Source organism: Microbacterium sp. E-13, from assembly GCF_049912955.1.
In the GTDB taxonomy this organism is placed as follows: Bacteria; Actinomycetota; Actinomycetes; order Actinomycetales; family Microbacteriaceae; genus Microbacterium.
This window is the reverse complement of sequence record NZ_CP183973.1, coordinates 3,106,118-3,119,103: the sequence shown is the minus strand read 5'-3', so window position 1 is coordinate 3,119,103 and position 12,986 is coordinate 3,106,118. Positions and strand designations below refer to the sequence as shown.

9 protein-coding genes are annotated in these 12,986 nt (G+C 70.5%); 3 read left to right on the top strand and 6 right to left on the bottom strand.

Annotated features, from left to right (window positions below):
- Position 1 precedes the first annotated feature (1 nt).
- On the top strand, positions 2-1,138 hold the full coding sequence (locus ACN9MP_RS14440) for a UDP-N-acetylmuramate dehydrogenase (RefSeq protein ID WP_426321260.1): 1,137 nt from the start codon (positions 2-4) through the stop codon (positions 1,136-1,138).
- A gap of 447 nt (positions 1,139-1,585) precedes the next feature.
- Here the strand turns inward: ACN9MP_RS14440 and ACN9MP_RS14435 are convergent, their stop codons facing one another.
- Both ACN9MP_RS14435 and ACN9MP_RS14430 read right to left on the bottom strand, forming a co-directional pair.
- The gene (locus ACN9MP_RS14435) at positions 1,586-2,470 is read right to left on the bottom strand and encodes an endonuclease domain-containing protein (protein ID WP_426321258.1); all 885 of its coding nucleotides are present in this window, start codon (positions 2,468-2,470) and stop codon (positions 1,586-1,588) included.
- Positions 2,471-2,859: 389 nt separating this feature from the next.
- Complete coding sequence (locus ACN9MP_RS14430) at positions 2,860-4,077, bottom strand: pyridoxal phosphate-dependent aminotransferase (protein ID WP_426321256.1); 1,218 nt, start codon at positions 4,075-4,077, stop codon at positions 2,860-2,862.
- Positions 4,078-4,230: 153 nt separating this feature from the next.
- Here ACN9MP_RS14430 and ACN9MP_RS14425 point away from each other — a divergent pair, with 153 nt between their 5' ends.
- Positions 4,231-4,581 (top strand): hypothetical protein, encoded by a 351-nt coding sequence (locus tag ACN9MP_RS14425; RefSeq protein ID WP_426321255.1) that lies wholly within the window; start codon positions 4,231-4,233, stop codon positions 4,579-4,581.
- Between the two features lie 102 nt (positions 4,582-4,683).
- Here ACN9MP_RS14425 and ACN9MP_RS14420 read toward each other — a convergent pair whose 3' ends face one another.
- Together ACN9MP_RS14420 and aceB are read right to left on the bottom strand one after the other, a co-directional pair.
- Positions 4,684-6,279 carry an isocitrate lyase gene (locus ACN9MP_RS14420; RefSeq protein ID WP_426321253.1) on the bottom strand — a complete coding sequence of 532 codons (1,596 nt, stop codon included), beginning with the start codon at positions 6,277-6,279 and terminating at the stop codon, positions 4,684-4,686.
- 28 nt (positions 6,280-6,307) lie between these two features.
- On the bottom strand, positions 6,308-7,948 hold the full coding sequence (gene aceB / locus ACN9MP_RS14415; protein ID WP_426326055.1) for a malate synthase A: 1,641 nt from the start codon (positions 7,946-7,948) through the stop codon (positions 6,308-6,310).
- Between the two features lie 288 nt (positions 7,949-8,236).
- On the opposite strand from aceB, the gene ACN9MP_RS14410 reads away from it, so the two are divergent.
- Positions 8,237-9,715 carry a helix-turn-helix domain-containing protein gene (locus tag ACN9MP_RS14410; RefSeq protein ID WP_426321251.1) on the top strand — a complete coding sequence of 493 codons (1,479 nt, stop codon included), beginning with the start codon at positions 8,237-8,239 and terminating at the stop codon, positions 9,713-9,715.
- A 116-nt stretch (positions 9,716-9,831) separates the two neighbouring features.
- Here the strand turns inward: ACN9MP_RS14410 and ACN9MP_RS14405 are convergent, their stop codons facing one another.
- Together ACN9MP_RS14405 and ACN9MP_RS14400 are read right to left on the bottom strand one after the other, a co-directional pair.
- Positions 9,832-11,223 (bottom strand): NAD(P)/FAD-dependent oxidoreductase, encoded by a 1,392-nt coding sequence (locus ACN9MP_RS14405; RefSeq protein WP_426321249.1) that lies wholly within the window; start codon positions 11,221-11,223, stop codon positions 9,832-9,834.
- A gap of 200 nt (positions 11,224-11,423) precedes the next feature.
- Positions 11,424-12,959, bottom strand: coding sequence for a PucR family transcriptional regulator (locus ACN9MP_RS14400; RefSeq protein ID WP_426321247.1), 1,536 nt, complete (start codon positions 12,957-12,959; stop codon positions 11,424-11,426).
- Between the last annotated feature and the right edge of the window lie 27 nt (positions 12,960-12,986).

The window sequence follows — 12,986 nt, the reverse complement described above, 5'->3', positions numbered from 1 at the left end:
CATGCCCGAGGTCACTCCTGTCCCGCTGTCGCGGCTGACGACGCTGCGCACCGGCGGCGCCCCCGCGCGCATGATCGACGCACACACGACCGACGAACTCATCGGCGCTCTTCGCGACGTCTGGGCCTCCGGCGAGGAGTGGCTCGTGCTCGGCGGCGGATCCAACCTCTTCGTCGGCGACGACCCCTTCGACGGCACCGTCGTGCGCGTGCTGACGAAGGGCATCGAGCGGATGCCGTCGCCCCTGCCCGGTCGCGTGCGCCTCAGGGTGCAGGCGGGCCACGACTGGGACGACCTCGTCGCCTTCTCCGTCGCCGAAGGACTGGGCGGCATGGAGGCGATGTCGGGCATTCCCGGCACCGTTGGTGCCGCTCCCGTGCAGAACATCGGCGCCTACGGCCAGGAGATCGTCCAGACGCTCACCGAGGTCGAGCTCCTGGACGAGTCGACCGGAGAGGTGACGACCGCGCCGGCCGCCGAGCTCGGTCTCGGCTTCCGCACCTCGGTCCTGAAGCACCACTACGGATCGGTCCCCGCCCGGCGCGCGGTCATCCTGTCGGTGACGCTCGACCTTCCCGAGATCGGCCCTGGCGCGCGGCGCATCGCCGGCGACCAGCTCCGCACCGCGCTGCGGCTCGCTCCCGATGACGAGGTGACCCTCGCGTGGGTGCGGGACCGCATCCTCGAGACGCGCCGCAGCAAGGGCATGGTGCTCGATGCCGGCGACCCCGACACGTACAGCGCCGGGTCGTTCTTCCAGAACGCGGTGGTGTCGGCATCCTTCGCACGAACGCTTCCCGACGCCTGCCCGCGCTGGCCGGTCCATCCCGACCTCGACCCCGTGCTCGTGATCCCGCTCGCGAACTTCGACGGCTACGTGCCGCCCCCGGCCGCCGTCGAGTCCGACGTCAAGGTGAGCGCCGGGTGGCTCATCGAGCACGCCGGAGTGCGCAAGGGATTCAAGCTCCCACGCTCGCGCGCCGGCCTGTCCACCAAGCACGCCCTGGCGCTGACGAACCGTGGCCAGGCGACCGCCGCCGAGCTGGCGGAGCTCGCGCGCTTCATCCAGGGTCGCGTGCAGTCCGAGTTCGGTCTCATCCTGCAGCCCGAGCCCGTGCTCCTAGGGGTGGAGCTCTAGCCACCGCTCCCGACGTCGTCCCTCCCAGGAACCCGCCTCCGCCGTCCCTCGCGCCCGCCCGCCGTCCGTCGCGCCCGCCCATTGCCCCTCGTCCGTCGAGTCGCCACAACACGCCGTCCGCGGACGCGACCACCCGGCGTGTCTTGGCAGTTCGTCCCACTCCGAGCCTCCGCCGTCCCTCGCGCCCGCCCGCCGTCCCTCGCGCCCGCCCGCCGTCCCTCGCGCCCGCCCGCCGTCCCTCGCGCCCGCCCATTGCCCCTCGTCCGTCGAGTCGCCACAACACGCCGTCCGCGGACGCGACCATCCGGCGTGTCTTGGCAGTTCGTCCCACGCCTGCGCGCCCTTTCGCCTGCCGCGCAACGGGCGCCGGGCACGAATCGCCAGGACACGCCGACGGGCAGAGTGGCGACTCGGCGTGTTGTGGCGAATGGATCTCGCCGAGCGCGATCAGGCGGAGAGGAACGAACGGATGCGGGCGATCAGGGCGGTGGGGTCGTCGAAGTCGCGTGCGGTCACGACCGCGAGCCGAAAGCCGAGAGCCTCGAGCTTCGCGCGGCGCGCCTGGTCCTTGCGCCATTGAGCAGGAGTGGCGTGGTATTCGCCGTCGTACTCCACAACCACACGTGCGTCGCGGTAGAGCATGTCGACACGAGCAACGAAGCGGTCTCCGTCGAAGATCTCGACGTTGGTCTCGGGTGCGGGCAGACCCGCGAGCACGAGGATCGTGCGCAGTTCGGACTCGCGCGGCGACTCGGAACCGGCCGAACACAACTCGAGTGCGGCACTACGCGCGCGGGAGCCGCGACCGCGCGTGGCTCTGAGGTGGGCGGCCTGGAGCTCGTCCCACGAGACGATCCGTCGACGTCGTGAGATGAGGTGGTCTGTGATGGCGACGAGTCGGGGCAGGGAGACGGCGGGCGCCAGATCCACCCACGTTCGCGCAGGTGTTGTCGCGGGAATCCCGTTCACACGGACGATCTCGTCGGGCACGACGCCGAGGGCGCGACCGTCCACGCCTGCGCGACGGATCCGGTTCGCGGGGCTGGCGACACCGATCGTCGGCCGATCGAGTGCGCCCCACTCCATCCCCAGCGGCAGCGGCATCCCGTGGAGGACGCCGGCCGTCGGTCCGCAGGCGAAGGCGTGCCGCGGCAGCACGGCGAACAGCAACTCCAGCCGTTCCAGGCCGCTCAGCGGTCGGCGCGCTCGGGTGCCGTGGAACGGCGCGAAGAACCACTTCGCCTGGAGTCGACCTGAGGACATGCCCTGCCGGCGGGCATCGCGCACGGTGAAGGCGTCACCCAGCCCCGGAGCGAGCTCGTGCTCTGCCATGGTGCCATGCTCGCGAAGGGCTTCCGAGTGATGCGCGCTGGCCCCGAAATCGGTGGACAAGTCCCGTCAGACGCGCCCTGTGCAGGAGCCGGTGCCCAGTCGGGGAGAGCCCACCGAGAGTTGAACTCAGACGCCACCACACGCCGTCGGCGTGCGCCCCATTCCGGCGTGTCTTGGCGAGTCGCGCGCGGAGGTCGGACGGGCGCGGACGCGGGCGGCGGACGCGGTGAGTCGCCAGGACACGCCGACGGGACGCGGAGCGGGACGGCGTGTCTTGGCGACTGGACGCGCGGGTGGGGAAGCAGGGGGCTGGGCTGGGGCCCCATCCGGACCGGCAAAGGAACGCGGATGCCTCGGGGCGAGGCATCCGCGTTCCGCAGGCAGTGCGACTACGCGAACAGGCGCCGCAGACGCTGAACGCCCTCGAGGAGCGCGTCGTCGCCGAGGGCGTACGAGAGGCGCAGGTAGCCGGAGGGTCCGAACGCCTCGCCGGGCACGACGGCGACCTCCGCCTTCTCGAGGATGAGGTCGGCCAGCTCGAGCGATGTCGTCGGGGTGACCCCCGCCCACTCACGGCCGAGCAGACCGCGGACATCGGGATAGGCGTAGAACGCGCCGAGCGGCGTCGGCACCTCCACGCCGTCGATCTTCGACAGCTCGGCGACGATCGTGCGCCGACGGCGGTCGAAGGCCCGGCGCATCTGCTCGACCTCGTCCTGCGGGCCGGTGAGCGCCGCGATCGCCGCGCGCTGCGCGACGTTGTTCACGTTCGAGCACAGGTGCGACTGCAGGTTGCCGGCGATCTTGATGGCGTCCGCAGGTCCCACCATCCAGCCCAGGCGCCAGCCGGTCATCGCGTAGGTCTTCGCGACGCCGTTGACGAGGATCGTCTGGGCCGCGGCATCCGGAACCGCCTCCACGATCGACACCGCTTTGGTGCCCTCGTAGACGAGATTCTGATAGATCTCGTCGGAGATGACCCAGATGCCGTGCTCGACCGCCCACTCGCCGATCGCCCGGGTCTCTTCGAGCGTGTAGACCGAGCCGGTCGGGTTCGAGGGCGAAACGAACACGAGTGCGGTGGTCTTGTCGGTGCGGGCGGCCTCCAGCTGCTCCACGGTCACCTTGTAGTCCTGGTCGGCGCCGGCGAACACCTCGACCGGGACGCCGTCGGCCAGGGCGATCGCCTCGGGGTACGTGGTCCAGTACGGGGCGGGCAGCAGTACCTCGTCACCGGGGTTCACGACCGTCTGGAAGGCCTGATACACGGCCTGCTTGCCGCCGTTCGTCACGATGATCTGCGACGGGTCGACCTCGAGCCCGGAGTCGCGGAGCGTCTTGGCCGCGATCGCCTCCCGCAGGGCGGGAAGACCGGCGGCGGGGGTGTAGCGGAAGTTGGCCGGGTTCTGCAGGGCCTCAGCGGCGGCATCCACGATGAACTGCGGCGTCGAGAAGTCGGGCTCGCCGGCCGCATACGAGATGACGGGCCGGCCGGCAGCCTGCAGCGCCTTCGCCTTCGCATCGACCTTGAGGGTCGCGGACTCGGCGATGGCACTGAGCTTGCGGGAGAGCGCGGGCTTGCGGGAGAGTGGTGCACGTTCTGTCACGCTTCGAGCGTAGTCGGCGCGCGGCGCACGGTCAGCCCGTGGATCGCGCGGAACGGCCCGCCAGGTGTGCGGCATCCTCGCCGGCCGTGACGGAGCGTCCGATCCGTGCGGCGCACTTCCCGCCGGGACCGCGCGAGGGGTACCCTGTGCCTCGTGGACGCCTGGATCTGGGGAGCCGTCGTGCTGGCCATCGTGCTCGTCATCGCCGGTGGCATCGCCTGGTGGCTGGCCCGCGGGTGCGTGCTCACGAAGGTCGGCGCCACCGGTGCGATCGTCGGCGGCGTCGTGTCGCTCATCGCGCTCGTCGTGCTGCTCGACCCCAATGCGGGGCTGAGTGCCGCCGCGATCATCACGGTCGGCTCGGGTGCCTGGCTGCTCGGATGGGCCCTGGCCGGCGGCATCCGCGGACAGAGAATGCTCCGCGCCGAAGAGCGCGCGGCCGCCGACGCCACCGCGGTCGCCGCTTCGGCGAGCGTCGTCCGGGGCCACGCGCACAGCCACTGACTCCCGGCGGCCGCGAGGCGTGCCGCCGTGTTCTCCCATCGTGCCGGAGAACGACGGATGCCGCAGCCCGGCCGGGCTGCGGCATCCGTCGTCTTCGGAGACTCAGTTGAACTGGTTCATCGTGTTGTCCTTGCCGCCGGCCTTGAGGGCGGCGTCGCCGGCGAAGTACTCCTTGTGGTTGTCGCCGATGTCGCTGCCGGCCATGTTCTGGTGCTTGACGGTGGCGATGCCCTCGCGGATCTCACGACGCTGCACGCCCTTCACGTACGCCAGCATGCCCTCGTCGCCGAAGTAGCCCTTCGCGAGGCTGTCGGTCGACAGCGCGGCCGTGTGATAGGTCGGCAGCGTGATGAGGTGGTGGAAGATGCCGGCGCGGGCGGAACCGTCGCGCTGGAACGTGCGGATCTTCTCGTCGGCCAGCTGCGCCAGCTCGGTGTCGTCGTAGTCGACGCTCATCAGGTCGCCGCGGTCGTAGGCCGAGACGTCCTTCCCCTGCTCGGCGAGCTGGTCGTACGCCTGCTGGCGGAAGTTCAGCGTCCAGTTGAACGACGGGCTGTTGTTGTAGACGAGCTTCGCGTTCGGCACGGCCTCGCGGATGCGGTCGACCATGCCGGCGATCTGCTCGACGTGCGGCTTCTCGGTCTCGATCCACAGCAGGTCGGCGCCGTTCTGCAGCGACGTGATGCAGTCGAGCACGACGCGGTCCTCACCCGTGCCCGGACGGAACTGGTACAGGTTGCTCGCGAGGCGCTTGGGGCGCAGCAGCCTGCCGTCGCGCCGGATGATGACGTCGCCGTCGCTCAGCGCGGCCTCCGAGATCTCCTCGACGTCCAGGAACGCGTTGTACTGGTCGCCGAGGTCGCCGGGCTCGTTCGAGACGGCGAGCTTCTGAGTGAGGCCGGCGCCGAGCGAGTCGGTGCGGGCGACGATGATGCCGTTCTCGATGCCCAGCTCGAGGAACGCGTACCGCACGGCGTTGATCTTGGCCAGGAAGTCCTCGTGGGGCACCGTGACCTTGCCGTCCTGGTGGCCGCACTGCTTCTCGTCCGAGACCTGGTTCTCGATCTGGATGGCGCAGGCACCCGCTTCGATCATCTTCTTCGCGAGCAGGTACGTCGCCTCGGGGTTGCCGAAGCCGGCGTCGATGTCGGCGATGATCGGCACCACGTGGGTCTCGTGGTTGTCGATCTGCGACTGGATGAACTCGACCGCCGTCTCGTCGCCGGCGAGGCGCGCCTCGTCGAGCTGCGTGAAGAGCAGGTCCAGCTCGCGGGCATCGGCCTGCCGCAGGAAGGTGTAGAGCTCCTCGATGAGTGCCGGGACCGCGGTCTTCTCGTGCATCGACTGGTCGGGGAGGGGGCCGAACTCCGAACGGAGCGCTGCGACCATCCAGCCCGACAGGTAGAGGTAGCGCTTGTTCGTGCTCTTGAGGTGCTTCTTGATCGAGATCAGCTTCTGCTGTCCGATGAAGCCGTGCCAGACGCCGAGCGACTGGGTGTAGACCGACGAGTCTGCGTCGTACTCGGCCATGTCGCGGCGCATGATGTCGGCCGTGTACTGGGCGATCTCGAGTCCCGTCCGGAACCGGTTCTGCGCGCGCAGACGGGCGGCGGACTCGGGGTTGATCGCATCCCAGCCGGAGCCGTACTGCTCCTTCAGGGCCTGGATGGCTTCGATGTCGTCTTGGTAGGCAGTCATGTCGATTCCTCTGGTGGTGGATGCCGCGTCAGTCGGTCTCGGTCAGGAAGCGGGAGTACGCCGGCAGCGTCAGGAACGCCGGGAACTCCTGGCCGAGGGCGACATCGCGGAAGATCTCGGCGGCGTCGTCGAAGCGGTCGGCCTCGTGACGGTCCACTTCGCCGAGCACCTCGGTGATCAGGCCCTCGATGTACTCGCGGGTGATGGCCGTGCCGTCGTCGGTCGTCTGGTCCTGGTGGATCCACTGCCACACCTGCGAGCGCGAGATCTCGGCGGTGGCGGCATCCTCCATCAGGTTGTCGATCGCGACGGCCCCAAGGCCGCGCAGCCACGCCTCGATGTAGCGGATCGCCACCGACACGTTGCCGTGCACGCCGGCCTTCGTGATGGGGCGGCCGATGTGGACGTCGATGAGGTCGGCGGCCTGCACCTCGACCTCGGGACGCTGACGGTCGAGCTGGTTCGGCCGCTCGCCCAGCACCGCGTCGAACTCGGCACGGGCGACCGGGATGAGGTCGGGGTGGGCCACCCACGTGCCGTCGAAGCCGTCGCCGGCCTCCCGCTTCTTGTCGGCGGCGACCTTCTCGAAGGCCCGCTCGGTGACCTCCGGGTCGCGGCGGTTCGGAATGAAGGCGCTCATGCCGCCGATGGCGAAGGCGCCGCGCTTGTGGCAGGTCTTCACGAGCAGCTCGGTGTAGGCGCGCATGAACGGAACGGTCATCGTGACCTCGCTGCGGTCGGGCAGCACGAACCGGGCTCCGCGTCCGCGGAAGTTCTTGATGATCGAGAAGATGTAGTCCCAGCGGCCGGCGTTCAGGCCCGCGCAGTGGTCGCGCAGCTCGAACAGGATCTCCTCCATCTCGAACGCCGCGGGGAGCGTCTCGATCAGCACCGTCGCGCGGATCGTGCCGTGCGGGATGTTCACGTACTGCTCGCTGAACGTGAACACGTCGTCCCACAGCTTCGCCTCCTCGCTCGACTCGAGCTTGGCGATGTAGAAGTACGGGCCCCGGCCGTTCGCGATCAGCGCTTGCGCGTTGTGGAAGAAGTAGATGCCGAAGTCCACGAGCGAGCCGGACGCGGCCATGGTGCGGCCGGTGCGGTCGGTGAAGGTGAGGTGCTGCTCGGGCAGATGCCACCCGCGCGGGCGCATCACGATCGTCGGCGTCTCGGTGGCGGTGACCTCGTAGCGCTTGCCTTCGGGGCTCGTGAACGACAGCTCGCCGCGGATCGCGTCACGCAGGCTGAGCTGGCCCTCGACGACGTTCTTCCAGGTGGGGCTGGTCGCGTCCTCCTGGTCGGCGAGCCAGACCTTCGCGCCGGAGTTCAGCGCGTTGATGGTCATCTTCGGGTCGGTGGGACCCGTGATCTCGACGCGGCGGTCCTCGAGACCGGGGCCGGCGCCGGCGACCTTCCATCCCGCGTCCTCGCGGATGTGCCGTGACTCGTCGCGGAACTGCGGGTCGTGCCCGTTGCCGATCTCGAACCGACGACGCATGCGGTCGGCGAGCCGGTCGTGACGGCGGGCGCCGAACCGGTGGTGCAGCTCGGTGAGGAACGCGATCGCCTCAGGCGTGAGGATCTCGTCGTAGCGGGGTCCGAGGCGCCCGGCGATCTCGATCGCGGGCTCGTGGGTCTGGGTGGGGATGGGGCCAGTGCGTGTGCGCATCGGGGTGGTGGTCGCAGGTGTCATGTCCCTGCCTTCCTGTGTAGGTCTGCTCACCTGCCACGAAGTGCTGGGTCAAGTGGCACTTCGTGACGGGTGGGCGAGCTCTGGAGTTCTGAGAGTCGGATGCCGCCACCCGGCGTGTGGGCCGGGACGAGGCATCCGGTGATCCGCGTTCTGGGTGGATCGGTGGAGGTCGTGCAACCACTCTGGGGTGAAGTTCGCAGGCATACCCGGCGAATTCGGGTGTGAACTTTTCGCACATTTCTGTTTTCGTGACAGAATCGCGTCATGACGACGACGTTGACCCGGGATGCCGCTTCTGAAGTCCCCGACGATGATGAGGTGGACCCCCTCACCATCGGCCGGCGGATCCGGCAGCTCCGCACCGACCGCGGCATGACGCTCGAAGAGCTCGCCGCGGCGGTGGAGCGCGCGCCGAGCCAGCTCTCGATGATCGAGAACGGCCGCCGAGAGCCGAAGCTCACGCTGCTCCAGTCGATCGCGCGTGCACTGGGGTCGTCGATCGACGCGATCCTCGAGTCGGAGCCGCTCGACGAGCGCGCGACCCTCGAGATCTCGCTCGAGCGGGCCATGCGCGGCCAGACGTTCCAGGCGCTCGGAATCCCGCCGTTCCGCATCGGCAAGACGGTGCCCACGGAGGCGCTGAAGGCGATGCTCGCGCTGCAGGGCGAGATCGAGCGGCTGCGCGACGAGCGCGCCGCCACGCCAGAGGAGGCGCGGCGCGCCAACGTGGCCCTCCGGCGCCTGATGCGCACGCAGAACAACTACTTCCCCGAACTCGAGCAGCAGGCACGCGCCATCCTGGACGCCGTGGAGCACCCCGGTGGCCCGCTGACGCAGCGGACGGCGTCGGATATCGCGGCCCACCTGGGGTTCACCCTGCACTATGTGCCCGACCTGCCGCAGACGACGAGGTCGGTCGCCGACATCAAGAACGGGCGCCTCTACCTGTCGAGCCGGCTGACGACCAAGGGCGACCCGCGCACGGCGGTGCTCCAGGCGCTGTCGAGCAGGATCCTGGGGCATCGCGAGCCGACGTCGTACGCCGAGTTCCTGCGGCAGCGCGTCGAGACGAACTACCTCACCGGGGCGCTCCTCATTCCCGAGGCGCACGCGGTGCCGTTCCTCCAGGAGGCGAAGAAGGACCGCTCCATCTCGATCGAAGACCTCCGCGACGCGTACTCCGTGTCGTACGAGACGGCCGCCCACCGTTTCACCAACCTCGCGACCGTGCACCTCGGACTGCCCGTGCACTTTCTCAAGGTCCACGAGTCGGGCGTCATCACGAAGGTCTACGAGAACGACGACGTCAACTTCCCGACCGATCGCCTGGGCGCGATCGAGGGGCAGATGTGCTGTCGCAAGTGGACCTCACGGGTCGTGTTCGACGTCGACGACCACTTCAACCCGTACTACCAGTACACCGACACCGGAAACGGCACCTACTGGTGCACGGCCCGCGTGGAGCTGTCGAGCGAGGGAGCGCACTCGGTGTCGGTCGGCGTCCGATTCGACGACACCCGGTGGTTCCTGGGTCGCGACACTCCCAACCGTGGCGTGTCGAAGCACTCGGTCGAGGCGTGCTGCCGCCGTGCTCCCGCCGAGCTCGAGGCATCCTGGCGCGAGCAGTCCTGGCCGAACGTGCGCACCCCGCGCACCCTGCTCGCCACCCTGCCCACCGGCGCCTTCCCGGGCGTCGACACCACCGACCTGTACGAGTTCCTGGAGTCCCACGCCCCGCGCTGAGCCACAGCGCCCCGCCCCATCGCCCGTGTCCGAGATCAGGAGATCTGGCGTAGGCAGGACGTTTTCGCGCGCGTTGTCCTGCGTGGGGCAGATCTCCTGATCCGGAGAACGCAGGGTCAGTGGCGGCCGGCGACGACGTCCGCCACGTGCGCGGGCCACGCCGTGCGGTCGGATGAGACGGATGCCTCGACCCGGTCGGCCATCCGGTAGGCGGTGTAGATCGCGTTGACGGCCGTCCAGCGCAGCGGTTCGAGTTCCCAGCGCCGCGCGCGGTGGCCCACCCAGGGGAGTCGCGTGAGTTCGGTGTCGTGCTCGAGCACCAGGTCGGCCAGCGTTCGGCCGGCGAGGTTGGTCGCCGTGACACCCGTGCCGACGTATCCGCCCGCCCACCCGAGCCCCGTGGAACGGTCGTGCACGACGGTCGCGGCCCAGTCGCGCGGCACCCCGAGCACGCCCGCCCAGGCGTGCGCGACCGGCGGGGATGCGGCCTCCGGAAAGAACTCCTGGAGGAGTCTCGTCAACGACGCGATCGTGCGCTCCTGGGTGCGTCCGTCGGTGTCGACGCGCGAGCCGTAGCGGTAGGGCACGCCGCGCCCACCGAAGGCGATGCGATCGTCGGCGGTGCGCTGCGCGTACATGTACACGTGCGCGAAGTCGCCGAGGGTCTCCCGGCCGCTCCAGCCCACGGCGTCCCAGAAGGCCGTCGGCAGCGGCTCGGTGACGATCATCGACGAGTTCATCGGCAGCCACGTGCGGTGCTCTCCGCGGAGGTCGGCCGTGAAGCCCTCGGTGGCGCGGAGCACGTGCGCGGCACGCACGGTGCCGCGGTCGGTGATCGCTCGGGCCGGGGAGATCTCCCGCACGTGCGTCTGCTCGTAGATGGGAACGCCCAGGCGTTCGACGGTCTCGGCGAGACCGCGCACGAGCTTCGCCGGATGCAGGCGGGCGCAGTGCGGATGCCAGAGGGCGCCGAGCGCGCCGGCGATGCGGATGCGGGATGCTGCGGCCTCGGCATCCAGCACCTCCACATCGGTGTGCGGCCACGACTGCTCCGCCGTCGCGCTCGCCGTCAGGCGAGCCAGCTGCGCCGGTGTGCGGGCGACGCCGAACTCGCCCCCTTTGACGATGTCGGCGTCGATCCCCTCGCGCGCGGCGACGGCGATGACTTCGTCGACGGAGTCGTTCAGCGCGCGTTGGTGCGCGTTCGCCGCGTCCCTTCCGTGTGACTCGGCGTAGCGCTCGCGGCCGCCGGTGACGGTGTTCGTGAGCCACCCGCCGTTGCGCCCGGAGGCCCCGAAGCCGGCGAACCGCTGTTCGAGCAGCACCACGCGCAGGTCGGGCTGCCGGGTCTTCAGGTAGTAGGCGGTCCAGAGGCCCGTGTAGCCTGCGCCCACGATCGCGACGTCGGCGTCGAGGTCGCCGGGCAGAGGGGCGCGCGGGGCGGGCGTGCCGCCGAGGCTGCGCCACCACCACGACACCTCGCCGTTGGGTGCAGCGGAGTCTGTCATGCGCCCATCCTGCCGGGTGCGGCGGCGGGCGCGGAGACACGGAGTGTCGCGAAGACACGGCCGACCCGGACCGGCCGTGTGCCCGTTTTCGCCGATGAACTTCCGGTTCACACGGGTAGTGCTGTGTGAGCCGGAAGTTCATCGGGGTTCTGAGAACATCCGAGCCCGGGGAGCGGCGCCCACCGGGACGCTCCGTGCGATCAGGCCGACGGCCCGAGGGCGCGCAGCGCCGCCCACAGCTCGGCGCGCGTCGCGAACGACGACAGGTCGCGGCCCAGCACCCGCTCGATGAGGGCGAGTCGCGTGCGCACCGTGTGGCGGTGCACACCCAGTGACTGGGCGGATGCCTCGTGCGAGCAGTCCTCGTCGAGCCAGACCTGGAGCGTCTCGACGAGGTGCGTGCCCTGCCCGGCATCGTGGTCGTACAGCGGCGCCAGCTCGGCGCGCGCGAGCGCGCGGGCTTCGTCGGTGAGTGCCGACAGCACGCCGGCATGGGAGACCTCGGCGAACTCGGTCACCGCGCCGAAGCCGCGGTCCCGCGCGACGCGGGCCTGGCCGACGGCGGCGCCGAACGCGTCGTAGCCGGCCGCATCCGAGAGCCCGATCCGCACGTCGAAGCGGTCGGCGAGCTCGTGGATGATCGAGCGGTCGTCGGCCGGCACGACGAGCACCAGACCGTCCTCCGCGCGCCCGAAGAACAGCGCCCCGCGCTTCTCGTGCGCCCAGAGCTCCAGCAGCTCCGCGATGCCGTCGACCCTTGCGGCGGCAGCATCCGTCAGCCCCACCACGACCGGTGCCGACGGCAACGGCCCCCACAGTTCACGCGAGGTGCGGCGGGCCAGCGCGGGGTCGCCGGTCATCAGTGACTGCACGAGGCCGGCGCGCAGCGCGCTGCGCGCCCGGCCGAGCCCCTGCTGCTGCTCGAGCGCCAGACCCGCCATCGCGATGACGGCCGTCACGACGACCCGGCCCTCCTGGTCGAGGTCGCCCGCCGCGATCGCGATGACGCCGCGCAGGTGCCCTCCGCGCCCGAGGGTCTGCAACGAGAACGGGGTGTCGCCGATGCGCAGTGACGACCCGGCGCGCGCGCCGCGATGCAGCACACCCGTGACCTCGCGCTGCAGCTCCCCGGCGGTCTCGGCGTCCAGGCCGCCGGCCGGGTGCTCCCGGGCCAGCTCGCCGGCGGCGTCGTACATGCCCACCCAGGTGTCGAGCTGCTTCGCCAGCTCGGCGACCGTCGCGCCGAGCCCATCGGGGCGAAGCGCGGCCAGTGCGATCGCGCGCTGCGCCGCCAGCGCCCAGCTGCGCCGCGCGTACGCCTCGGCGGCGATCGCCTCCGCGTTGGCACGGGCGACCGCGATGAACGGCGTGCGGTAGGGCACCTCGAAGAGCGGGATGCGCTCGTCGCGACACGCCTCGACGAGCGCCGGCGGGATGCCGTCGCGCACGACCTCGGTGCCGAAGCCGAGGCCCACCACCCCCCGGGTGGCCAGCCGACGGACATACGCCCGGCACGCCGCCGCGGCGTCGGCGTCGTCGCCCGGCGGGAACTGCGTGCCGGTGGTGAGGAGCACGAGCCCCTCCGACAGGAACGGGGTCGGGTCGGCCAGATCGGAGCTGTGCACCCAGCGGATCGCACGGTCCAGCGCCGCCGGCTCCAGATCATCGGCGGCGAGCGACAGGCGCAGATCTCTCCGGGCGAGGAGGGAGCGGAGAGTGGGGGCGTCGGCGTCCATGATGGTCGAGTGTACGACCCGTACAGT